Here is a 23,799-nt window from a genome sequence, read left to right as displayed (position 1 = left end):
CCGATGGACGTCGTCACGGTGTCACGCCCCCGAACATCCGCGTCACCCTGTCGCTGATCTCCCGGTTCCGCGGCTCGTACGCGGCGTAGAAGTCCTTGCCGCACTCCACGTCGTCCAGGGCCGCCTTGATCTCCTTGTCGGCCCACTGCCGGGCCGTGGCGGGGGCGAGGCGCGGAACGATGTAGCGCCCTTCGCTGATGCCTTCCTCGGGGATGTCGTCGTTCAGGGCGATCCGCTTGAGCTGCTCCTCGAACGTGTTCGGGACCTGCCTTCCGATGTCCGCCGGCCTGACGGAGTCGATGCGGTAGCCCTTGCCCTTGAGGCAGTCGCCCATGGCCGCGGCCAGCTCGATCAGCTCGGGGTCGCCGTTGAGCTCGCGGTCGAGCGTCTGGTCGATCATCTGGTTGCGCTGCTCGGCCAGGTCCTCCGCGGAACGGACGACCCGGCCGGTGACCTTCTTGACCGCCTGGGCCCGGCAGGATTCGAGCGCCGTGTCGTAGGCCGCAAGCTGGGCGGGGGAGAGCTCGTTCTTGATGGTGAAGTTGGGGCTGTCCGACTCGCTCCAGACGACTTCCTTGAGGCTCGGGTCGGCGATGGTGGTGAAGATGCCGAACCCGCGCTTCCTGGCGATCGCCCGCATCGCCTCGTAGTCGCCCGAGGCGGCTTTGTCCTGCTCGTCGCCGGTCTTCGGATCGGGGGTCCAGGCGACGTACTTGAAGCCTTCCCGCTTCATGCAGTCGGCGATGGCCGACTGCGTGAGCTGAGCCTGGTCGGCCTTGCTGTCCTCGGCCGGCTGGGGCGCGGATCGGGTCTCGGCCGCGGAGGCGCACGCCGCCGTCCCGGCGAGACAGAGCGCGGCCAGACCCAGGAGGAATCTGTTTGGCATGCGCGGGACCATACTACGTTCAACGAAGTATGGTCAATCGAGGCAGTGGCGCCGATGCCTGAAGGGCGCGAACGCCGCGGCCAGGGCCAGCAGGACCAGCACGCCCTCGTAGGCCAGGTGCTGTTTCGTCAGCTCCGGCGCGTGCAGGATCATCCCGCCCGAGGTCGCGAGCAGGTAGACGCTCGCGGCGAACGCCCACCGGTGGTCGCGTGCCAGATATCCGCACACCGCCGCCAGGCCGAACGCCGTCACCTCCGCGGCCATCCTGCTCAGACTCAGGGGGTGACCCGCCTCCTCCGCCATCCAGGCAGGACCGGCCCAGGCGGCGGGCACGATCGCCGCCCACCACCACCATGACCTGACCCGCGGCGCCCGGCTCCGGGAGATGAGCACGAGCAGTCCGATCAGCGCGACCGCGTAACCGGCCGCCGCGACGAGCGGACTGCTGTCACCGAACAGCGGCCGGTCGCCGAGCGGGTTCGGATAGACCGGGAGCACGGTCAGGTCGAACGCCGGCCGCCCGGCCGCGATCGCCGCCGCCTTCACCCCGGTGACCAGCGTGAGCGCGAACGCCGTACGCAGCCGTCCGCGCTGGACGGCCAGCAGCGCGAGCGCCGACAGCAGCGTCCACAACGGCAGCGTGCCGGCGTACGGCAGAAGCGCGGCCAGGTTCGCCGCCGTCACGGCGGTGACCGCCAGGTGGAGGCCGTCCGCCCAGGCGTTGCCCGTCGCCTGATGCAGGATGCGGCTGCGCACGCCGCCCAGAAGCAGGCCCCACACCTCCTTCGGCGGCGGGACGGTCCGTCCCGCCGCGTCGGCGAGCAGGACGTCGAGCAGTTCGTCGCCGTAGGCGGTGCGGTAGTGCCTCGGGTAGGCGAGCAGCAGCTTGCGGTAGCGCCGTTCCAGGACGGACGGGGCGGGTGGTTCGACGGCGGAGGCAGGCTTGACGATCGTCATGGACCGGCCGGGCGCAGGACGAGCGAGGCGGCCGCCTGCATCCGCCTCGCTTCGGCCTCCACCAGAGCCCGGCCTTCGTCGGTGATGCGGAAATAGCGCCGGTTGCGGCCGTTGATCAGCTCTTCGCGGTCGACCGTGATCACGCCACGATCGTTCAGGCGTTCGAGGATGCCGTACAGCGTGCCGACCGACGGCTGGACCCGGCCTCCGGACAGTTCCTTGATGGACTTGCTGATCGCGTGCCCGTGCAGCGGCCCCGCGCGCAGGGCGGCGAGCACGAAGAACATCGGCTCGCTGACTTCGGAGGTTCCTCTTGGCATGAGGCCGACATTATTCCGTTCAACGGAGCATCTGCAACGCCGCTCATCCCCTCTGGCGGCGCACGATCTCGTCGATCCAGATGGGCGCGAAGGGGGACGTGCAGCCCGGGGGAGTCGGGTAGTCCTTGAGCACCTGCAGCCGCTCGCCGATGTCGATGGCCCGGGCGCGGTGCTCGGCGTGGTCGATGCCGATCTGGGCCAGACAGTTGTTCATCGCCCACTGCAGGCGATCCGGGGCGTCCTTCATCTCCGCCTCGATGACGTCGAGCAGCCCCGCGAGGTCGAGGATCTCGGGCTTCTTCGTCACCCGTTCGGTGGTCAGCGCCCAGCCGGCGCTCGCGACCACGGGGTCCGGGTCGGCGGACCAGATCAGGCGCAGCTCCTCGGCGTGCGGGTTCTTCTTGACCACGTAGTTCACGAGCCAGTCGTGGACCTTGGGCGTGCGCGCCTCGCGCAGCATGGCGTCCAGCTCGTCACGCTCGAACGCCTTCGGGCGGCAGATCAGGATCGCCACCAGCCTCGCCGCGGTGTCACCCGTCTCCCAGAGCCGGACCGCGAGCTCCTGCTGCGTCTTCAGCCGCTTCGCGAGCGCGCGCAGCTTGCCGAGGTTCACCCCGTGATCGTCACCGTGCTTCTCGTTGACCGCGCGGGTCTTCGGGTCCTCCAGCTCGGCCAGCTCGGCCATCACCTCGGCCGCCGTCGTCTCGGCCACCTCGGCCTCCTGTCCGGTTGCGTACGACGGGCCCACAGTCTCATCTGGCGCTTATATAAGTCAAGGCTGATTGAGTCGGGCCTCGGCGCACGCTTGAAAGTGGGTCGGTCCTGCCAGCCAGAAGCCGGTGCTCCGCGTCTTCTTTGCGGGATGTGTCTGTTGTAGATATCTGATATCGGCGCGGTCAGTGTTCAGGAGGGTGACATGGCGAATTCCTCTTCGAATTCCCGCGGATGGCTGGGGCCGCGATCTGTAGCTTTTTGGACGGTAATAGCAGGAATTGTCGGCATCCTATCCCTTGTCGTGGCGGTGGTGCCGTTATGGCAGGAGACATCGTGGACCGATCCAACACCCAGTCCGACCAGCTCACCCTCACCGGCCGACTCCTCCGAACAGCCCAGCGAGGAGCCATCCGAGGAGCCGACCGAAGAGCCGGTCGAGGAGGAGACCGAAGAGCCCGTCGTGGAGGAAACGGAAACACCCGATCCTGATTCGTACCGATATTCGTTCACCCATGCCGGTGCCAGCGCCTACGCCTGTTCCGTGGAAGGCCGGCTCCACTCGGTGAACGGATGGCCCTCACAGCTGATGGTGATCAACGAGAGCCCGTACTCCATACAGATCCATTGGCTGGACAGCGCGGGAAACCGGCAGCAGTACACGACGCTGGAGCCCGGTCACAACTACCGGATCGACTCGTTCGGCAACCACGCCTGGCTGATCGCCGACCATGGCGCCAACTGCATCCAGATCTTCGGCCTGGCCGCCAACGGCTCCACCATCACCGTCTCCTGACGAAGGAGCCGGAGTGGGCGGTGCGGACGGTGAGGCGGCCGTAGGTCAGCTCGCCGGTGATCCGGACGTGCGGCCCGCCGGCGAGCCGGGAGGCGGGGGCCTTCCACACCACGGAGCCCCATCCGGTGCGCACCCCGTCGGCGTTCGCGCTCGCCCCGGCGGGCAGGATGATCGTGGCGCTGCCGAACGGGAGCCGGAGCTCGATGTCGATGTGCGGATGCCGGATGACGGCCTGCGACAGGTCGAGCCGTACCCTGCCGTACTCGGAGCTGACGCGCAGGCGGCGCGGGACCTGCCAGTCGCCCGCTCGCCTGATGCTCCCGCCGGTGGTTTCGAGCACGACCACGTCGTCCGGCAGGTCGGCGAGGATCGGCTCCAGGTCCTTCAAGGAGGTGGCGGTCAGGGCGAGTTCGAGGCGCTGCTCCAGCTCGGCGGGCTGGAGCCGGCCGTCCGCGTACGCCTGCTGGACCAGCTCCACCGCCATCTCGCGGTCGTCGGGGGTCATCGGCTGACGGCCTTCTTGTACAGCCGCGTGGCGAGCGGCGCGAACACGGCCAGGAGCAGCACCGACCAGAGGAACGACACCGGCACCGCGTGCCGCAGCGGCCAGGCGTCGGGGACGGGCAGGGCGGGGCTGGTGTTGCCGAACAGCTCGCGTGAGGCCTGGACGAGCGTGGAGACCGGGTTCCATTCGGCGATCGGCTTCAGCGGGCCGGGCAGGCGCGCGCTGTCGACGAACGCGTTCGACAGGAAGACCATCGGGAACGACATGATCGTGGCCACGTTGTTGAAGACCTCGGGCGTGCGCAGGGCCAGCGCGACCGTCGCCGTCACCCAGGAGAAGGCGTACGCGAACAGCAGCAGCATGAGGAACCCCAGGGCCGCCTCCCACGGCGAGGTGTGCACGCGCCACCCGACGAGCAGCCCGACGAGCGCCATCGTCACGATGCTGGTGACGTTCATGATGACGTCGGCGACGGTCTGGCCGGTCAGCACCGCCGAGGGCGACATCGGCAGCGTGCGGAACCGGTCGAAGATGCCTCTCTGCAGGTCCTGGGTCAGCGTGTAGCCGGTGATCTGCCCGCTGGAGACGATCGTCATGACGAAGATCCCGGGCAGCAGGTACTCCACGTACGACACGCCCGGCAGGCTGATCATGCTGCCGAAGACGTACGTGAACAGCAGCACGAGCACGATCGGGAGCATGACGACGCCGCCCAGCAGGTCGGGCGCCCGCCGGATCTTCAGGGCGTTGCGCCTGGCGATCGTCACGCCGTCGGCGACGGCGAGATGCAGGGTGTTCATCGTGCGGTCTCCTTGGTCTTCTCGTCGGCCTCGCGTCCCGTGAGGGTCAGGAACACGTCGTCCAGGGTCGGCCGGCGCAGCCCGGCGTCGCGTACGGTGATGCGTTCGGCGGCCAGGCGGACCAGCGCCTCGGTGAGCGCGGACGCGCCGCCCGCGACCGGGATCGTCACCCGCAGGGCGGTCGCGTCGCTCTGCGGGGCGCCCGCGGACAGCGGAGCCAGCACGCGCGTCGCGGACGCCAGGTCCGCGGCGCTCGTCACCGACAGCTCGATCCGGTCGCCGCCGACGTGGCTCTTGAGCTCGTCGGCGGTGCCGAGCGCGATGACGCGTCCGTGGTCGACCACCGCGACGCGGTCGGCGAGCCGGTCGGCCTCCTCCATGTACTGGGTGGTGAGCAGCACCGTCGTGCCCGCCGCGACGAGCTCGGAGATGACGTCCCACAGGCTCGCCCTGGCCCGCGGGTCCAGGCCGGTGGTGGGCTCGTCGAGGAACAGCACCGGCGGGTCGGCGACCAGCGCGCCGGCCAGGTCGAGCCGGCGCCGCATGCCTCCGGAGTAGCCCTGCACCGGGCGGTCGGCGGCGCCCGTCAGGTCGAAGCGCTCCAGCAGCTCGCGGGCGCGCTCCCGGCTGCGCCTGGTGCCCAGGTGGTAGAGGCGGCCGACCATCTCCAGGTTCTCGGCGCCGGTGAGATGGTCGTCGACGGCGGCGTACTGGCCGGAGGCGCCGATCCGGGCGCGTAACCGGCGCGCGTCGCGGACGACGTCGAACCCGGCCACCGTGGCGTGTCCGGCGTCCGGTGTCAGCAAGGTGGTCAGGATCCGCACCGTGGTGGTCTTGCCGGCGCCGTTCGGGCCGAGCAGCCCGAGCACGGTGCCTTCCGGGACGGTCAGGTCCATCCCGTCGAGGGCGACGACGTCGCCGTACTTCTTGACCAGACCTTCGGCCACGATCGCGTCAGGCATGAGCTTCTCCTCACTTGTCAGGAACGGTGGATGACGATGTCGCCGTAGGAGGTGTGGGCCCGCACCTTGACGACGTCGCCGGCCGGGCCGGGGCCGTCGGCGGAGTCCAGGCCGACGTCCACGGATCCGTACTTCGAGCTCACGTCCAGCCAGGCGGCGCTGCCGTCGCGGATGCCGAGCTCCAGCCCGCCGCCGGTGGTCTCCATGACGACCGAGCCGCGGACCGCCTCGCCGATCCTGACGCTGCCGTACGCCGTCTTGGCGACGACGCCGGCCAGGACGCGGTCGACGGTGGCGTCGCCGTGGGCCGTGTTCAGCCGCAGCTCGCCGGTGACCTCCCGGAGGCGGATCTCGCCGTGCGAGTTCCTGATCACCGCCGTGCCGTCGATCTCGCCGACGCGGATGTCGCCGTGGTCCGTGGTGATCTCGGCGTGCCCGGCCGCGCGGGTGACCGAGATGTCGCCGTACGTGGTCTTCAGGCGGAGCCGGCCGGCCGCTTCCACCTGGATGTCGCCATAGGAGGTGGTGAACGCCACCTCGCCGAGCGGCCCGCGGCAGCGCAGGCCCGCCGCCCGCTTGACGTCGAGGCGGGAGCCCGTGGGCAGGTCGATGGTGACCTGGACCGAGCCGCCCTGGCCGAGCAGCAGCGAGCGCGCCCAGTCGGCGGGCGACTCCACGAGCCTGCCGAGAGACAGGTCCCGGTCGGAGGTGTCCTTGTCGGCGCGGACCAGGAGCCTGCCGCCGGCGTACTCGACCTCGGCGCGCTCGGCGGCCCGCACGTCGGCGTCGTCGAACTCGTCGGCCGGGCGGATCTCCACCACCGTGTCGTCGCGGTCGCCGGCGTTGACCCGGACGGTGGCGGTCGCCATGTCGATGACGGCCAGGATCGGCTCGGGGGTGTGGAAAGCGGGCATCATGGTCCCCTCGTCATGGGTCGGCGTGGTCATCAGCGCACCCATCCGCTGTAGCGGTTGCCGCTCTGCCGGGTGGCGCGGCGTCCGGTCTCGCCGGGGTCGAGGGCGGCGGACACGGCGCGGACCAGCCAGGCGTTGACCGACAGGCCGTCGCGGGCCGCCGCCTCCTCGATGCGCGGCTTGAGGTGCTCGGGAACCCGGAGCGAGATCCGGGCCGTGCCGCCCTCGTCGGCGTCCGGCGGTGGCGGGGCGGGCGGTGGCGCGGCGGGCCGGCCGCTCTCGCCCTCGTCCTCGTACGAGCTGCCGCCCGGTGGTGGCGTCACGACGAAGCCGGGGTCGCGGCCGCGCAGGCGCACCTCGACGGAGCCGGGCGCGAGGTCGCGGGTGATCTCGTCGGCGGCGGCGGAAAGAGCCTCGAGCAGCGCGAGCCGGGTGGCCGACTCCAGCGTGGCGGCGAGGCGTTCGCCCAGCACGCGGGCTTCCTCGCCGCCCGCCCCTGCGGCGATCGCCAGCTCGCGGCGGAGGTGATCGACATATGGTGCGAGGTCCATGACGCCACTATGACGCTATTCTGACGCCATTGCAATCCCATAGCGGCGTCTTCATAGCGTCATAGGGGTGTCGAGCCGACCCTCGTGGCTAGTCCCAGCGGAAGAACACCGCCGCGATCACCGTGCCGAACACCACGTTCGCCGCCAGGGCGACCAGGTGGGCGGCCTCGACGGGCGCGCCGACCCAGGCGGACGACAGGGCCTGGACGCCGGCGCCGAACGGCAGCCACTGCCCGATCGTCGCGATCACCTCAGGCAGGTTCTGCAGACCGCCGAACATGCCGCCGGTGGCCCCCAGGAGGAAGAAGAGGGTCAGGCCGATCGCCACGGCGGAGTTCGGGGTGGGTGACAGGGCGGCGACGATCAGGCCCACGGCGTACATGGCGGCCATCGTCAGCGCCAGCACGCCGAGCGCCGCGCTGGCGTTCACCGGCGTGTTGGCCCCGAACGCCAGCATGGCCACGGTGTAGGCGACCGCGATGCCCACGGCGATCTGCACGATCCCCACCACCGCCTGGGCGACCAGGACCATCATCGGCGAGGCGGGGGTCACGCCGAGACGGCGCAGGATGCCGCTGTGCCGGTAGGCGGCCAGGAAGCTCGGCATGTTGACGATGCCGGTCGTGGCCATGACCATGGCGAACACCAGAGGCAGCACGAACACGTCGAGCGCCGTGCGGCCGTGCGCGACGACCTGCTCGCCGGCGGACGAGGCGTTCATCACCAGGATGAGCACGGGCAGGCCGATCGGCACGATCAGTCCGGCGGTGTCGCGGGCGACCATCTTGAGCTCGCAGATCAGCATCTGGCCGAAGGCCCGCGGGCCGGGCCGGTACACGGGGATCTCCGTCATCGGGTGCTCTCCTCCTCGGGGTCCAGCCGGTGCCCGGTCAGCGCGACGAACGCGTCGTCCAGGTTGGCCTGCACGCTGCGGGTCTCGGTGGCCACGACGCCGGCCCTGACGAGCGCGACGCTGACGGCCTGGAGCAGGTCTCCCTTGCCCTCGACCGTGACGCGGTCGCCGTCCGCCCGGGCGCGCTCGACCTCGGCGAGCCCTTCCAGGAGCCCTTCCGGTACGGGGGAGGCCGCGCGGAAGGTGACCCGCTGGGCGAACCCGGCCCGCCTGACCAGCCCGGCGGGCGAGTCCAGGGCGACGACCCGGCCCGCGTCGAGCAGCGCGACCCGGTCGCACAGCCGCTCGACCTCCTCCATGGCGTGGCTGACGAGCAGGACGGTCACGCCGGACTCGCGCAGCCCTTCGACGGTCGCCCACATGTGACGGCGCGCCTCGGGGTCGAGCCCGGTGGTGAGCTCGTCGAGGATCACCACCCGGGGGCGTCCGATGAGGGCCAGCGCGATCGACAGCCGTTGCTGCTGGCCGCCTGAGAGGTTGTCGAACCGGGTGCGGGCGGAGTCGGTCAGGCTGACCGACTCGATCAGCTCGCCGGCCGGCACCGGGTCGGGGTAGAAGGTCGCGTACAGCCGGACCAGCTCGGTGACGGTCAGCGCGGAGTGCAGGGTGGCGTGCTGCAACTGGACGCCGAGGACCTGGCGCAGCCGGGCGCGGTCGCGCAGGACGTCCAGGCCGAGCACGCGGACGCTGCCGCGGTCGGGCCGCCGGATCCCGGCGATCATCTCGACGGTGGTCGTCTTGCCGGCCCCGTTGCGCCCCAGGACGCCGAAGATCTCGCCGGCGCCGACCGACAGGCTGATCTCCTCGACGGCGACCTTGGTTCGGTAGCGCTTGTGCAGTCGTTCCGCCTCCACGGCGGGCGTTGATGGCATGCCTCCGACGCTAGGAAGGGCGGGCGCCGGGCGCCTGTGCCGATGGTCAGCAGGCGCACCCATGACTTTCGGCACCCCAGCATCGGGCAGATCGCTCGTACAGTGGCGTTATGCGGCGAATCGAGCCGGACGTGTGGGCCGGTCTGGCGATGCTGCTGGTGTGCGTCGGGGTGGGCGCTCCGACGCTGCTCGGCGTGACCGAGACGTGGGTGCCCCTGCCTGTCTGGAGCGCGTTGTTCGCGGGCCTGATGCTCGCGTGCCTGGGCGCCGTGGTCTGGGAGGAAGACAAGAAGAAGGCGGCGTGGGTCTGTTACGCCGCGGCGGTCGTGCTGGGCTGGCTGACGGTCCTGACGGCGCCCCGGGCCGGATGGCTGCCGATCCTGCTGGTCTTCACCGCGACCTTGAGCGCCTACGTCGCGCCACGGTGGGCGGGCCCCGTGGTGATCGCGCTCAACACCGCCGTCATCGCCGTGACCGCGGGCCTCGCCGGCGCCGACCCCACCGGGATCGGTCTCGGCGCGCTGCTGTACCTGCTGATCCAGACGGCGGCGGTGCTCAGCTCGGTGGCGATCATCCGGGAGCAGCGGCTGCGCCGCGAGCTGGCCGAGGCGCACGTGGAGCTGCGGGCGGCGAGCGTCATCCTGGCCGACACCGCGCGGGCGCACGAGCGCCTGCGCATCGCCCGCGAGCTGCACGACCTCATGGGGCACCAGCTCACGGCGCTCACCCTGGAGCTGGAGGTCGCCCGGCACCACGAAGGCGCCGCCGCCCGCACCCACATCGAGCGCGCCGACAAGGTGGCGCGCAACCTGCTGGGCGATGTGCGCACGACCGTCGGACAGCTCCGCGCCGACGCTCCCGACCTGCGCGAGTCCCTCGACGCCCTGGTACGTGACATCCCGGGGCTCGACGTGGGCATCAGCATCGACGACGTGAGCCTGTCCGAGGAGGTGACGCTGACGCTCATCCGCGCCGTACAGGAGATCGTCACCAACACCATCCGGCACTCCGGCGCGACCTCGCTGCGCATCAGCATCGAGAACACGCCCGGCCAGGCCGTCAAGCTGACCTCCGTCGACGACGGGCGCGGCAGCCCCGAGCTGCGGCTCGGCAACGGCCTGCGCGGGCTGCGCGAGCGCATCGACGCCATCGGCGGCGACGTCAGGCTCGACGGCAGCGACGGGTTCCGCGTGACGGCGACGGTGCCCGCGCGATGATCCGGGTGATCGTGGTCGACGACCAGACCCTGGTGCGGCAGGGCATCCGCAGCCTGCTCGACCTGACCGACGACATCGAGGTGGCGGGGGAGGCCGACGACGGCATGTCCGCGCTGGCGGCGATCGAGGAGCACGCCCCCGACGTCGTCCTGCTCGATCTGCGCATGCCCCGCCACGACGGCATCTGGACGCTGAACGCGCTGCGCGAGCGGGCGGGCGACGCGCCGCCGGTGCTCGTGCTGACCACGTTCGACAGCGACACCCTCGTCCTGGACGCGATGCGCGCGGGGGCGGGCGGCTACCTGCTGAAGGACGTGACGCTGGAGCGGCTGACCCGGGCGATCCGCGTCCTGGCCGGCGGGGGGACGCTGATCTCGCCGTCCATCACCGAGCGGCTGATGCGGGCGGTGGGCCGCCGCACACCGCCGGACGAGGCAGGACTGCCCGCGATCCAGCAGCTCACCGAGCGCGAGCTGGAGGTGCTGCGGCTGGTCGCGGAGGGGTACAGCAACCGCGAGATCGCGCGGGCGCTGTTCCTGGCCGAGGGCACGGTCAAGAACCACGTCTCGACCGTGCTGCTCAAGCTCGGCGCGCGAGACCGCACGAACGCGGTGCTGCGCGCCCTGCACGCCCACGTCCTCGACTGATCACAGCTTGATACGGGCCATGACCGGCAGGTGGTCGCTGCCGGTGGCGGGCAGGGTCCAGGTGGTCACCGGCGTCGCCGCCCGGGTCATGACGTGGTCGATCCTGGCCAGAGGGAGGGCGACGGGCCAGGTGAAGCCGAAACCCTCGTCCGCCGGGGTCAGCCGCGAGGTGACCGGGGCCAGGCCGCGGTCGTCGAGGGTGCTGTTGAGGTCGCCCATCAGCACGATCCGGTCCAGCTTCTCCGCCGCGAGGGCGGCGCCCAGTTCGCCGGCGCTCTCGTCACGCCAGGCCGAGCCGAAGCCGTCGGGCAGCCGGATGCGGACCGACGGCAGGTGGGCGACGTACGCTGCCAGGTCGCCGTACGGTGTCCGCACGGTCGCCCGCAGCCCTCGGCTCCAGTCGCCTCCGACCTCCGCCGGCCTGATGTCCACCGGGCCGGAGGCCGTGAGGGGATGCCTGGACCAGAGCCCGACGCTGCCGACGACCACGTGGTGCGGGTGATCGGGCGCGAGGACGGTCTCGTACACGGGCCGGGTCCCGGGCGTCAGCTCCTCCAGGGCGATCAGGTCGGCCCCGGCCCCGGCGAGCGCGCGGGCGGTGCCTTCGGGGTCGGGGTTCTCGTCGTTCACGTTGTGCTGGAGCACGGTCAGGTCGTGGGCCGCTCCCTGGCCGGCGGGTAACAGCCGGGCGCCGAAGAGGCCGCCCCACACCGCCGAGGGAAGCACCAGCGCCACCAGCGCGAGGGCCGAGCGGCGCAGCAGCGCCAGGACGAGCAGCACCGGCACGGCCAGGCCGGCCCAGGGCCGGAAGGTCTCCAGCAGGCTCCCGAGCCGGCCCACCGTGTTGGGCAGCACGCCGGGGAACGCCGTCAGCACGGCCACCACCACGGCGACCGCCGCCAGGACCCGCCCGCGGGTCCACGACATCCCGCCGCCGGCGTTCCGATCTTGCGCGCTCATGCCGCCGACCGTACGGGACGTCGCGGATTCCCGCCCGGATGTCGGGGAATCGCCGCCTGCGGACGGAGGCCGTGGTCCGCAGGCGGACGAGTGCGGAGCGGCGTCAGGCGCCGCAGTGTTCGAAGGGGCTGGTGTACGAGCTGCTGCCGACCGAGCCGCCCCACTTGACGCACTGACCGGGGGCCGACCGCTTGACCGGGCCCGCGTAGTAGCCGTAGTTGCCGGAGTCGGTCGTACGGGTCGAGCCCTGCGGTTCCAGGAAGGCCGACACCGGCGAGGCCGTGCCGACGTTCGTGGTCTTCAGGGTGACGACGCAGTTGTAGCCGTTGCCGGAGTTGTAGAGCAGGTAGACGCGGCCCCCGGTGAGCGCGGCGGAGTCGATGACGCCGTAGCCGCTGCCGCAGGCTTCCTGCGGGGTGTAGGGGTTGCTGCCGCCGCCGCAGGCGTTGGTGCTGGTGATGGCCTTCTTCTGGCCCAGGGAGACGGTGACGCCGTCGACGGTCGGGCTGGTGTCCATGGCGCCGGTGGAGGTGCGCTGCTCGTAGTGCAGGTGGGGGGCGTCGGTGCCGCCTGTGGCGCCGACGGTGCCGATGGCGGTGCCCTGGCCGACGCTCATGGAGCCGCCCGCCGAGCGGACCATGGTGGCGAGGTGGGCGTAGCGGGTCCTGGTGCCGTCGCTGTGCCGGATCTCCACCCACTGGCCGTAGCTGGTGCTGCCGGCGTTGTAGAAGTACGCGGTGCCGGCCGCGGTGGCGCGGACGGTCTCGCCGTTGGTGGCGTCGCCGCCGTAGCTCTGCCAGTCGATGGAGCCCGACGGGTTGTGGTTGGGGGTCCAGTTGTTGGCGTAGAAGGTCTTTCCGCAGTTGAACGGGCTCTTGTGGGACGCCAGGGCGGTGGACGCCGAGGCGGCCTGGGGGAACAGCGTGGCGGCGAGGGTGACGACGAACGCGATGATCATCGGCCGGGTCGGCTTGCCGGTTGCGGGCATGCGTACCTCTCGGAAAAAGGGGGGTGAGGGGGGTTCGCTGTGGCCACGGAACGTGATCGGAAAGATATCCCTGAAAGTTGTCTTCATCAATCCCTGATGACATGAAAGTTGACCGTGACGCGTAAGGCGGCCTGCCGACCGCCATATCTCCTGCGTCGGGGCCCGTTTGGCGAAAGTTGTCAAAAAACCTGGGTTTCATGGAAAACCTTTACAGACCGCGATCAGCCTCTTGATCACCCCCTCCGCCGCGTACACACTTGCGCTGAATCCCCGGCTTTACAGAGCGTCGTCGGAGGCATGATGGCTCGGGTCAGGAGCACCGCAACATCGCCAGGCCACCGTTTACGTCCGAGCCTCAGACCCGTCACAGCAGTCGCCGCAGCGGCTGCTTTTCTGTTGGCAGGGCTGACAGCACCGACCCCCGTCCAGGCGGGCACCCCGGTCACGCACCGGGAGCCCCCGCCTGACACCGCCACCGAGCGGGGCGCCCTCGACGTGGCCCGCCAGAAGAACGAACGCGTCGAGGTCGGCTCGCTGCGCACCGAGACCCGCACCGTCTACGCCACCCCCGAGGGCAGCCTCGTCCTGGAGCAGAACGCCCGCCCCGTCCGGGTACGTCAGGACGGCCGGTGGACGCCGGTCGACACCACCCTGCGCCGTCTGCCGGACGGTTCGGTCGCCCCCGTCGCGACGGCGGTGGACCTGCGGTTCTCCGGCGGCGGCGACGCCCCGATGGCCAAGGTCGCCAGGGGCGCCAAGTCCCTCGCGATGACCTGGCCGGGCAAGCTGCCCGAGCCCGTGCTCGACGGCGCCACCGCGACCTACGCCGAGGTGCTGCCCGGCGTCGACCTTCAGGTGACGGCCGACGTGGACGGCTTCTCGCACGTCCTCGTGGTCAAGACCAGGGAGGCCGCGCTGAGCGGCCGGCTCGACCGGCTCGACTTCGCCCTCCAGCCGGAGGGCCTCACCGTACGGCGGGGCCGGGGCGGCGGGATGGAGGCGGTGGACCGGACGGGCGCGGAGGTGTTCGCCGCGCCGACGCCGCTGATGTGGGACTCGCCCGACACCGTCAGGGCCCTGGCCAAGCGGCCCGGCGAGGGGCCGGACCCGGGCACCCGGCACGAGGCGATGGGCCTGCGGGTCGACGACCGCGCGCTGACGCTCACCCCCGACAAGGCCATGCTCGCCGACCCGGACACCCGCTACCCCGTCTACCTGGACCCGTCGGTGTCCGCGCCGCGCGGCTCGTGGACCGCGGTGTGGAAGCGGTATCCGACCACCAACTACCTCAACTCCAGCGACGTGGCGCGCGTCGGGCACGAGAACGACACCGGAGGCACGAACCGGTCGTTCTTCCAGATGAACACCGGCAGCGCCATCCACGGCAAGCAGATCATCAAGGCCACCCTGCGCACGTACGAGACGTGGTCGTGGTCGTGCACCAAGAAGCCCGTCGAGCTCTGGCGGACCGGCACCATCAGCAAGTCCACCACCTGGAACAACCAGCCGACCTGGTACGAGAAGCTCAACACCCAGACGGTGGCCAAGGGCTGGGGCACCGCCTGCCCGGCCGGCGGCGTGGAGTTCGACGCCACGGCGGCGGCGGTGCAGGCGGCGGCCAAGAGCTGGCCGAACATCACGCTGGGCCTGCGCGCCAGCAGTGAGACCGACACGTACGCGTGGAAGAAGTTCCGCAACAACCCCACGCTCGTCGTCGAGTACAACACCATCCCGACCACTCCCGTCGCGGCCGACGTCTGGTCCGACCCGGGCGGCGCGTGCGTCTCCGGCACGGCACGGCCGAGGATCGGGACGGCGACGCCGAAGCTGTGGGCGAAGCTGCGCGACGGCGACAACTCGGTGAAGGCCCGCTTCGAGTGGTACGACGCGGCCGGGACGAAGCGCGGCGAGTTCCTCACCGCCGCGGCCTCCTCCGGCAACGCGTTCACCGCGACCGTCCCCGCAGGCGTCTACACGGACGGCTCGGTGATCCGGTGGCGGGCGCGCGGCGAGGACGGCCAGGCGAACAGCGGCTGGAGCCCGTACTGCGAGATCGGCGTGGACACCACCGCGCCGGGCCGCGAGCCGACGGTCTCCTCGGCGCGGTATCCGGAGAACGCCTGGGGCGAAGGGCTCGGCCGGGCCGGGGAGTTCACCTTCGGCGCGAACGGCGAGGCCGACGTGACCGCGTTCCTGTACGGGCTCAACACCAGCCCCGTCACCGAGGTGAGCGCGACCGGCGGCGCGGCGACGATCAGTCTCACCCCGCTGGAGGAGGGCCCGAACGTGCTGTCCGTGCGCAGCAAGGACGGCGCAGGCAAGCAGGGGCCGATCCGCAGCTATGTGTTCAACGTGCGGGCCGGCACCGGCCCCGCGGGCTACTGGCGGCTCGACGAGGGCTCCGGCGTCACCGCCGGGGACGAGGCGGGCGCCCATCCGGTGGCGGTCACCGGCGCCGCCTGGGCCGACGGCCGGGCCGGCAAGGCGCTCAAGTTCGCCGGCGCCGGCCAGTACGCCGCCACGGCCGCCGGCGTCGTGCCGACCGATCAGAACCTCGCGGTCTCGGCGTGGGTGCGGCTGTCGTCGCTGCCCGCGGGCAACGTGGCCGCCGTCAGCCAGAGCGGGCAGGACAACAGCGGCTTCTGGCTCGGCTACAGCGGCGGCGTCAAGTCGTGGGCGTTCATGATGAACCACCCGGGCGGCACCTCGCACACCATCTGGGCGCGCAACCCCGCGGTGGTGCCCGCCGCGAACGAGTGGACCCACCTCACCGGCGTCTACGACTCCGCCACGCGCAAGATGACCCTGTACGTGAACGGCACGCTCGCCGCCGGGCCCGTGACGTACCACGGCGGGGCCGGACCGGCGACGGCGGTGCAGTTCGGGCAGGCCCGCTACCAGGGCAGGCAGACCGACCCGTGGCCCGGCGAGGTGGACGAGGTCCGGGTGCACGACCGGGCCCTGGCCGCCGACGAGATCGTGAAGCTGGTCAACCACGCGGCCACGCTCACCGGCCACTGGACGCTGGACGAGGAGACCGGCACCGCCGCGGCCGACGCGGCGGGCGTGACCGGCCCGCTCACCCTCGGCCCGGGGGCCTCCTGGACCAGCGGCTGGCTCGACGGGGCGCTCGCGCTCGACGGAGCCGCCGGGCACGCCGAGGCGTCGCGGGCGGCGGTGCGCACCGACGACAGCTTCACCGTCACGGCGTGGGTCCAGCTCGACACGCTGCCGCCGGCCGACGCCGCGGCGGTGGCGCAGCGCGGGACCCGGGCCCGCGGCTTCGCGCTCGGCTACGCCGCCGACGGGCCGCGCTGGTCCTTCGGCATGGCCGGCGCCGACGCGGACGGGGCGCCGGTGACGCGCACCCGATCGGACGCCGTCCCGTACGTCATGGAATGGACCCACGTGGCGGGCGTGTACGACGCGCTCGCCAAGAAGCTGCGCGTCTACGTGGGCGGGCAGCTCGTCGCCACCACCGAGACCGGCCACGCGAGCACCTGGAACGCCACCGGGCCGCTCCAGCTCGGCCGGACCCTGCACGACGGCGCGTTCACCGGGCACTGGCCCGGCATCGTCGACGATGTCCGCACCTACCAGGGCGCACTGGGCGATCTCGACGTCGCCCGGCTCGCCGCCGAATGACTCTCCGCCGGCACCCCCCATGCCCGACCCCTGGACGGTGAGGATGTACGACCACGAGGAGATCCCCGACTACGAGCGCTCGACCTTCCTGATCTTCGAATGGTTCCCGCGTAAGTTCCGCTGGTTCGCCCGGTCCTGCGCGGCCATGGCGATCGTGGTCGTCGTGCCGCTGGTGTACGCCATGCCGGCCGAGGCCGAACGCAGGGAACGGCCGGAGGTTCAGAAGGAGGAGCCGGTGCCCGGCCGGCCGGTCGCCGTGCTGCCCAAGGCCGAGGACGTCACGGCCGAGAAGGCGCTCAAGGCGGCCCCGTCCGTGGCCTGGCCGAAGCCGGGCACCGCCGAGTTCGCACCCGCCGCGAGCCGGCCGGAGCGGGGCAAGGCCGAGCCGGGCAAGGCCGCAGCTGAGCCGGGCGCGGGTGAGAAGGCCTGGGTGAAGGCCGGTTCGCTGCCGGTGCGGGTAGAGGCCCCGGCGAGCGGGCGCGCCCAGGCGCCGCCCGAGCGGGTCAGGGTCGAGGTGCTCGACCGGGCCAAGACCCCCGGCGTCCAGGGCGTGCCGCTGCGCCTGTCCCGGGGACAGGGCGCCACGCGCGGCGGCCCGGCCCGGGTCGAGCTGGACTATTCGGGCTTCCGGCACGCGTTCGGCGGCGACTACGCCGACCGGCTGAAGCTGGTCAAGCTGCCGGACTGCGCGGGCGCCGCCTGCCCCGAGCCGGAGCCGGTGCCCGCCGAGAACGACGTCAAGGCGGGCGTGCTGACGGCCGAGGTGAACGTCGAAGGCGCCCAGCTGTACGCGCTGACCGCCACCGCCTCGGGCGCCTCGGGCGACTACTCGGCCACGTCGCTGGCGCCGTCGGCGAAGTGGAGCGTCGGCCCCCAGTCGGGCGACTTCAGCTGGAACCACCCGATGCGGGTGCCGCCGTCCATCGGCGGCGAGGAGCCCGTGATCAGCCTCGGCTACTCCTCGCAGAGCGTCGACGGCCGCACCTCCTCCACCAACAACCAGGTGTCCTGGGCGGGCGAGGGCTTCGACCTGACCTCCGGCGGCTACATCGAGCGCCGCTACAAGTCCTGCACCGCCGACGGCAAGAAGACCGGCGACCTGTGCTGGGACCACGAGAACGCCACGCTGATGCTCAACGGCTCGGCCGTGGAGCTGGTCAAGGACGCCACCACCAAGCAGTGGCGGCCCAAGCGTGACGACGGCACCCGGATCGAGCTCCTCACCGGGGCGACGAACGGCGACAACGACGGCGAGTACTGGCGGCTCACCACCACCGACGGCACCCAGTACCACTTCGGACTCAACCGGCTGCCCGGCTGGACCACCGGCAAGCCCGAGACGAAGTCGGCCTGGACGGTGCCGGTGTTCGGCAACGAGCCGGGCGAGCCCTGCCACAACTCCACCCCCGCGAACGCCTGGTGCCAGCAGGCCTGGCGGTGGAACCTGGACTACTCGGCCGACCGGCACGGCAACGCGCTCACGTACTGGTACGAGACCGAGCGCAACCACTACGGCCGCAACGAGAAGCCCGACCTGGGCACCCCGTACGTCCGCGGCGGCTACCTGACCCGCATCGACTACGGCTACCGCTCGGCCGAGCTGTTCTCCGGGGCCCCGGCGGCGCGGGCGGTGTTCACCGTGGCCGAGCGGTGCCTGCCGAGCGGCTCGATCACCTGCGAGCCGGCCCAGCTCACCAAGGACACCGCGAGCCACTGGCCCGACGTGCCGTTCGACCGCAACTGCAACGCCGGCGAGAGCTGCAAGGACCGCACCTCGCCCACGTTCTGGACCCGGAAGCGGCTGGCGAAGGTGACGACGCAGGTCCGCTCCGGCAGCGCGTACCGGGACGTGGACTCCTGGACGCTCACCCACTCCTTCCCCGCCACCGGCGACGGCCTGAGCCCGGCGCTGTGGCTGGCCTCGATCCAGCACGCCGGCCACGTCGGCGGCACCGTCACGCTGCCCAAGGTGACCTTCGCCGGGGTGCAGCTCCGCAACCGGGTCGACGCCGACGAGGGACGCGCCCCGCTGTACAAGTGGCGCATCCAGTCGATCAACTCCGAGGCCGGCGCCGAGACCCGGGTGAACTACGCGCCCGAGGAGTGCGCGCCGGGCAACCTGCCCGCCGCCGACCGCAACACCAAGCGCTGCTACCCGCAACGGTGGACGCCGCAGGACGAGATGGAGGTGCTCGACTGGTTCCACAAGCACGTGGTCGCGCAGACCGTGGAGATCGACCGTACCGCCCGCTCCCCTTGGCTGGTCACCGACTACGAGTACCTCGACGGGGCGGCCTGGCGGTACGCCGAGCACATCCTGATCAAGCCCAAGGAGCGCACCTGGTCCGACTGGCGCGGTTTCTCCCGCGTACGGGTGCGTCAGGGCGACGGCCAGGACGGGCCGCGCACGATGACCGAGCACCGCTACCACCGCGGCATGGACGACGACCGGCTGGCCGACGGGAGCCGCAAGGACGTCAGGGTCACCGACAGCGAGGGCAAGGCGCGCGAGGACCACGACCAGCTCTCCGGGGCCGACCTGGAGACGATCGTGCACGACGGCGACGGCGGGAAGGTCCTGTCGGCCACCGCCGAGGAGCACTGGTGGCGCAAGACGGCCGAGTTCACGTTCGAGGGCGTGACCAAGACGGCCCACATCGTGCAGTCCGCGAAGATGACCGCCCGCGACCTGAAGGAGGACGGCACCTGGCAGCGCACCGCCGAGGAGCGGACGTACGACGAGCACGGCATCCTCACCCAGGTGAGCGACCTCGGCGACGTCACCGACCCCGCTGACGACGTCTGCACCCGCTACACCCACGCCCGCGACCCGGCCGCGTGGATGCTCGACTTCACCAGCCGCGTCGAGACCGTCGCCAAGCCGTGCTCGGCGACGCCGCAGCGGCCCGCCGACGTGCTGTCGGACGAGCGGTTCCACTTCGACGGGCGCGCGTTCGGGCAGCCGCCGCTGCGCGGCGACGTGACCCGCGAGGAGGAGCTGGCCTCGTACGAGGGGAGCACGCCGCGGTACGTGCTGGACGTGGCGCGCACGTACGACGCCTACGGCCGCGAGACGTCGGAGACCGACGCGGCCGGCGGCTCCACCACGACCACGTACGTGCCCGCGACCGGCGCGCAGGCGACCGAGGTGCGCTCCGCCAACCCGCTCGGCCACTCGGACGTCACCTACGTCGAGCCCGCTTGGGGCGAGCCGGTCGCGGAGGAGGACGAGAACGGCCGCCGCGCCGACCTGCAGCACGACCCGCTCGGCCGCCTGGTCAAGGTGTGGCAGAACGACAGGAACAAGGCGGCGGGCCAGTCGCCCAACACCGAGTACTCCTACCTGATCCGCACCGACGGCCCGAACGTCGTCACCACCAGGACGCTCGCGACCGACGGCACGTACATCGCCAGCCACGAGCTCTACGACGGGCTGATGCGCCCGCGCCAGACCCAGGAGCCCGCGCCCGGCGGCGGCCGGGTCATCACCGACACCTTCCACAACTCCATCGGCGAGGTGGCCAAGACCAACGAGGGCTACTACGCCACAGGCGACCCGGAGACGAACGTGTTCGCGGTGTCGGACGACGACGTCGCCGGCCAGGTCGTCACCGCCTTCGACGGGGCCGGCGAGATGGTCTCGCAGAGCTTCCGCGTCAAGGGCCAGGAGAAGTGGAAGTCCACCGTCCGGCGCGCCGCCGACCGGGCGCACGTCACCCCGCCGCCCGGCGAGAGCGCCGCCACCCTCATCGCCGACGCCGAGGGCCGGGGCGTGGAGCTGCGCCAGTACAAGGGCTCGACCCCGACCGGCGAGTACGAGGCCACCAAGTACACCTACGACAAGGCGGGCCGGCTCGCCACCGTGACGGACTCCGCGGGCAACGTGTGGCGGCACCACTACGACCTGCGGGACCGCGAGATCAAGACCGAGGACCCGGACAAGGGCGTCACCACCCGCGTCTTCAACGACCTCGACGAGGAGGTGTCCAGCACCGACGCCCGCGGCCGCACCCTCGTGCACGCCTACGACCTGCTCGGGCGCAGGACCTCGACCCGGGAGGGCTCGGCCACCGGGCCGCTGCTGGCCGAGTGGCGCTACGACGTGCTGGCCAAGGGCCACCTGGCCGAGACGGTCAGGTACGCGGGCGGGCAGGCCTACTCCGCCAAGATCGAGGCCATCGACCGGGAGTACCGCACCCTCCGCCAGAGCGTCACCATCCCGGCACGTGAAGGCCCGCTGGCCGGCACGTACCTCTTCAACACCCGCTACACCGCCGACGACCAGGTGCAGTCCATCACGTTCCCGGAGGCCGGCGGCCTCCCGGCGGAGACTGTCACCTACGGGTACGACGCGCTGCGCCAGCCCACCAAGGTCGAGGGCCTGTCCACGTACGTCACCGACGCCCGCTACGGCAAGCTCGGCGAGACGCTCCAGTACGAGCTCAGCACCGGCACGCGCAAGACGTGGCTGACCTACACCCACGAGGAGGGCACCCGCAGGCTCATCCGCTCCCAGCTCGACAGGGACATCGGCACCGCCTCCGACCTGGACCTGAACTACACCTACGACGCGACGGGCAATGTCACCCGCATCGCCGACCGGGCGTCCGCCGACACCCAGTGCTTCACCTACGACCACCGGCGCCGGCTCAGCGCCGCGTGGACGGCCACCGACGCCTGCGCCGCCCCCGAGCCGCGCTCCACCCTGATCGGCGGCGTCGCGCCGTACGCCACCAGCTACGCCTACGACTCCACCGGCAACCGGACGAAGGAGACCCACCACGCCTTCGGCGGCCGGTCCCAGGTCGTCCGCGACTACGCCTACCCGGCCGCCGGGCAGCCCCGGCCGCACGCGCTCGCGTCCGTCACGCCCACCGGCCCGGCCGGTGAGCAGTCGTCCTCCTACGAGTACGACGCGGCGGGCAACACGATCGTGCGCCGGATCGGCAGCTCCTCCCAGCAGCTCACCTGGGACGCCGAGGGCAACCTCGAATCGGTCACCGAGGCCGGCAAGACCACCTCGTTCGTCTACGACGCCGACGGCGACCGGCTGATCCGCCGTACCCCCACCGACACCGTCCTGTACGTGGACGACCTGGAGCTGCGGCTCGACCAGGCCAAGCAGACCGTGGAGGGCACCCGCTACTACACGGTCAACGGCGAGGCGGTGGCGGTACGCAACTCGGCGGGGAAGGTCCACTTCTTCGCCAGCGACCACCACGGCACCGCCAACGCCGCCGTCGACGCCGACAGCGGCGCGGTGGCGATCCGCCGTCAGACCCCCTTCGGCGCCGACCGGGGCACCCCGCCCACCTGGTGGCCGGGCGAACGGGGGTTCGTCGGCGGGACCGTGGACCCGACGACCAAGCTCGTGCACCTGGGCGCCCGCGAGTACGACCCGGTGATCGGCCGGTTCCTGTCCGTGGACCCGGTCATCGACGAGCAGGATCCGCAGCAGCTGCACGGCTACGCCTACGCCGGCAACAGCCCCGTCTCCGCGACCGATCCCGACGGGCAGCTGTTCTGGTTCGCCGCCGGCATCGCGCTGCGGATCGCCCTCCAGGCCGCGGCCCGGCGGGCGGCGATCGCCGCGGCCCGCAGGGCAGCCGCTGCCGCCGCCCGGCGCGCCGCGCTCGCCGCCGCCCGCCGCCGCGCCGCCGCGGAGGCCCGGCGCAAGGCGATCGAGGCGGCCAGGAAGAAGGCCATCGCCCAGGCCAAGAAGAAGGCCGCCGCCGAGGCCAGGAAGAAGGCCATCGCCAAGATGCGCAAGGCCGCCGCCGAGGCGGTCAAGCGCAGAGCGGCCGCGGCGAGAGCCCGCGCGGCGGCCGCACGGGCCCGCGCCCGCGCCGCGGCGTCACGCGCACGGGCGGCCGCGTCCAGGGCACGCGCCAGGACCGCGGCGAAGGTCAAACGCGCCGTCGCCCAGCGTCCGAAACTGACCAGGGCCAGACCCAACCACCGGCCCACCACCCGCCGGGCGCAACAACGCGCGAACCCGCCCAAGGCACAGCGAAATCCGTCCAGTAACCAGTCCCAGCCCCGAAGAGGGCTCTCCGAGGAGCAGAAACGCTCCATCGACGAGCAGATGGGAGCACGCCGCTACAGTCCGGAAGAGCTGGGTGCCCACACCCGCACCGCGCGCAGCGAGTCGGAGCTCATGCCCTGGCAGGGCACCGGGCACGGCCCCGCGAGCAAGCCCTTCGAGTCGGACACGCCGGGCGTCGGCAAGGGCAAGGCGGTCGCCTGGTTCCTCTGGAAGATCCTCAGACCGGTGGCCAAGGACTGACCACCCGCTGATCGGCCCCGGGACCTTCCGGGGCCGATCACACCGGTCGGAGCATGCCCGAGAGGTGGACCAGCCCTTCCCCGTAGCGCTCGGCGACCTCTCGCTCCAGCTCCGGAGTGACCACCCAGACGCCTACCTCGACCCGTCCCGCGAGGATGTCGACAGAGGCCGATCGCAGGCCCTCCACCTCCTTCTCCACCCGCTCCCGCACGGCCTGGAGCTCGGCCTCGGTGTGCTCGGCCGGGCTCAGGCACAGCGCGCCGCCCCAGAGCTCGCGGATCGCGGCTTCGTGAGCGGCGGGGTCGCCGGTGAAGCGGACGTTCAGGACGAGCCGCTTCGGGTCGTTGCCGTGGCGCTCGACCGACCCAGGGTCGCCTTCCATCTCCTCCAGGTAGCTCTGGTCCAGCCAGCTGCCCGCGTAGCCGGGAAGCTCCTGGGCTCTGGCGAGCGCGGCCTCCATCGCCTCCTGAGTGGCCTTCGCCGGGTCGGCCGGGCGCCAGCCGCCCGCGGGTCGCGGGCACGGCGAGGTGAAGTCCGGCCCGCCGCCCGGAGCGTCGCGCTGCCCGGCGGGGCGCGGCGGCTCGGTGAGCGTCAGTTTCGCGCCGTCCCAGGTGCCGACCACGTGGTACTCGCCCCACCGCACGCCCCCTTGGGCCGAGTGCTCGACCGCCTCCCAGTCCCACCCGGCCAGGTCGATCCCGCCGCACTGGGGCGGAAGGGACTCCATGACCAGGTCGCAGAGCTGGGGTCCGTGCTCGTCGTCGGACAGCACGGTGCCTTCGGCCTGGTATCGCGTGACGGTCGCGGCCGGGGCCGTCCCGCAGGAAACGACGGTCACCAGCGCGGCCACGAGCAGGGCACCTCTCATG

19 protein-coding genes are annotated in these 23,799 nt (G+C 71.8%); 5 read left to right on the top strand and 14 right to left on the bottom strand.

All coding sequences use genetic code 11. The features are described 5' to 3' along the window. Nucleotides 1–13 precede the first annotated feature (13 nt). The 4 genes from FR742_RS36685 to FR742_RS36670 are packed head-to-tail and all read right to left on the bottom strand — an operon-like array spanning nt 14 to nt 2,848. On the bottom strand, nt 14–886 hold the full coding sequence (locus FR742_RS36685) for a hypothetical protein (protein WP_148035862.1): 873 nt from the start codon (nt 884–886) through the stop codon (nt 14–16). A 33-nt stretch (nt 887–919) separates the two neighbouring features. Further along, nucleotides 920–1,843 carry a hypothetical protein gene (locus tag FR742_RS36680; RefSeq protein ID WP_148035861.1) on the bottom strand — a complete coding sequence of 308 codons (924 nt, stop codon included), beginning with the start codon at nt 1,841–1,843 and terminating at the stop codon, nt 920–922. Beyond that, the gene (locus tag FR742_RS36675; RefSeq protein WP_148035860.1) at nt 1,840–2,163 is read right to left on the bottom strand and encodes a PadR family transcriptional regulator; all 324 of its coding nucleotides are present in this window, start codon (nt 2,161–2,163) and stop codon (nt 1,840–1,842) included. Before FR742_RS36675 ends, FR742_RS36680 begins: the two co-directional genes overlap by 4 nt. 43 nt (nt 2,164–2,206) lie before the next feature. After that, on the bottom strand, nt 2,207–2,848 hold the full coding sequence (locus FR742_RS36670) for a DNA alkylation repair protein (RefSeq protein ID WP_148037186.1): 642 nt from the start codon (nt 2,846–2,848) through the stop codon (nt 2,207–2,209). Nucleotides 2,849–3,178: 330 nt separating this feature from the next. Between FR742_RS36670 and FR742_RS44870 the strand changes: the two genes are divergently transcribed. After that, nucleotides 3,179–3,670 carry a hypothetical protein gene (locus tag FR742_RS44870; RefSeq protein ID WP_187281549.1) on the top strand — a complete coding sequence of 164 codons (492 nt, stop codon included), beginning with the start codon at nt 3,179–3,181 and terminating at the stop codon, nt 3,668–3,670. On the opposite strand, the gene FR742_RS36655 is transcribed toward FR742_RS44870, so the two are convergent. From FR742_RS36655 to FR742_RS36625, 7 genes are all read right to left on the bottom strand, one after another. Next, a complete protein-coding gene (locus FR742_RS36655; protein WP_148035857.1) occupies nt 3,657–4,175 on the bottom strand; it encodes a DUF1707 domain-containing protein in 519 nt (172 codons plus the stop codon). The two genes, FR742_RS44870 and FR742_RS36655, sit on opposite strands and share 14 nt — an antisense overlap. Next, complete coding sequence (locus FR742_RS36650; RefSeq protein WP_148035856.1) at nt 4,172–4,975, bottom strand: ABC transporter permease; 804 nt, start codon at nt 4,973–4,975, stop codon at nt 4,172–4,174. The genes FR742_RS36655 and FR742_RS36650 overlap by 4 nt, the downstream gene beginning before the upstream one ends. Further along, the gene (locus FR742_RS36645; RefSeq protein ID WP_148035855.1) at nt 4,972–5,937 is read right to left on the bottom strand and encodes an ATP-binding cassette domain-containing protein; all 966 of its coding nucleotides are present in this window, start codon (nt 5,935–5,937) and stop codon (nt 4,972–4,974) included. The genes FR742_RS36650 and FR742_RS36645 overlap by 4 nt, the downstream gene beginning before the upstream one ends. Nucleotides 5,938–5,954: 17 nt before the next feature. Then, nucleotides 5,955–6,884: a DUF4097 domain-containing protein gene (locus FR742_RS36640; protein WP_261808982.1), complete on the bottom strand. Its 930-nt coding sequence runs from the start codon at nt 6,882–6,884 to the stop codon at nt 5,955–5,957. Beyond that, a complete protein-coding gene (locus FR742_RS36635; RefSeq protein ID WP_148035854.1) occupies nt 6,884–7,402 on the bottom strand; it encodes a toxin-antitoxin system HicB family antitoxin in 519 nt (172 codons plus the stop codon). Before FR742_RS36635 ends, FR742_RS36640 begins: the two co-directional genes overlap by 1 nt. An 88-nt stretch (nt 7,403–7,490) precedes the next feature. Then, nucleotides 7,491–8,255, bottom strand: a complete 765-nt coding sequence (locus tag FR742_RS36630) for an ABC transporter permease (RefSeq protein WP_148035853.1) — start codon at nt 8,253–8,255, stop codon at nt 7,491–7,493. Continuing rightward, complete coding sequence (locus FR742_RS36625) at nt 8,252–9,187, bottom strand: ABC transporter ATP-binding protein (protein WP_148035852.1); 936 nt, start codon at nt 9,185–9,187, stop codon at nt 8,252–8,254. The genes FR742_RS36630 and FR742_RS36625 overlap by 4 nt, the downstream gene beginning before the upstream one ends. 110 nt (nt 9,188–9,297) lie before the next feature. Here FR742_RS36625 and FR742_RS36620 point away from each other — a divergent pair, with 110 nt between their 5' ends. Together FR742_RS36620 and FR742_RS36615 are read left to right on the top strand one after the other, a co-directional pair. Further along, on the top strand, nt 9,298–10,404 hold the full coding sequence (locus FR742_RS36620) for a sensor histidine kinase (RefSeq protein WP_148035851.1): 1,107 nt from the start codon (nt 9,298–9,300) through the stop codon (nt 10,402–10,404). After that, nucleotides 10,401–11,051 carry a response regulator transcription factor gene (locus FR742_RS36615; protein ID WP_148035850.1) on the top strand — a complete coding sequence of 217 codons (651 nt, stop codon included), beginning with the start codon at nt 10,401–10,403 and terminating at the stop codon, nt 11,049–11,051. Before FR742_RS36620 ends, FR742_RS36615 begins: the two co-directional genes overlap by 4 nt. Here the strand turns inward: FR742_RS36615 and FR742_RS36610 are convergent, their stop codons facing one another. Both FR742_RS36610 and FR742_RS36605 read right to left on the bottom strand, forming a co-directional pair. Further along, complete coding sequence (locus tag FR742_RS36610) at nt 11,052–12,011, bottom strand: endonuclease/exonuclease/phosphatase family protein (RefSeq protein ID WP_148035849.1); 960 nt, start codon at nt 12,009–12,011, stop codon at nt 11,052–11,054. Nucleotides 12,012–12,114: 103 nt separating this feature from the next. Further along, nucleotides 12,115–12,999, bottom strand: a complete 885-nt coding sequence (locus tag FR742_RS36605) for a M23 family metallopeptidase (protein ID WP_148035848.1) — start codon at nt 12,997–12,999, stop codon at nt 12,115–12,117. A gap of 396 nt (nt 13,000–13,395) precedes the next feature. Between FR742_RS36605 and FR742_RS36600 the strand changes: the two genes are divergently transcribed. Then, a complete protein-coding gene (locus FR742_RS36600) occupies nt 13,396–16,644 on the top strand; it encodes a LamG-like jellyroll fold domain-containing protein (protein ID WP_187281548.1) in 3,249 nt (1,082 codons plus the stop codon). Between the two features lie 43 nt (nt 16,645–16,687). Continuing rightward, on the top strand, nt 16,688–22,930 hold the full coding sequence (locus FR742_RS36595) for an RHS repeat-associated core domain-containing protein (RefSeq protein ID WP_187281547.1): 6,243 nt from the start codon (nt 16,688–16,690) through the stop codon (nt 22,928–22,930). Nucleotides 22,931–22,967: 37 nt separating this feature from the next. On the opposite strand, the gene FR742_RS36590 is transcribed toward FR742_RS36595, so the two are convergent. After that, nucleotides 22,968–23,798: a hypothetical protein gene (locus FR742_RS36590; RefSeq protein ID WP_148035845.1), complete on the bottom strand. Its 831-nt coding sequence runs from the start codon at nt 23,796–23,798 to the stop codon at nt 22,968–22,970. Nucleotide 23,799 lies beyond the last annotated feature (1 nt).

Source organism: Nonomuraea sp. C10, from assembly GCF_008017515.1.
GTDB classification, from domain to species: domain Bacteria; phylum Actinomycetota; class Actinomycetes; order Streptosporangiales; family Streptosporangiaceae; genus Nonomuraea; species Nonomuraea ferruginea.
This window is presented reverse-complemented; position numbering and strand designations above follow the sequence as displayed.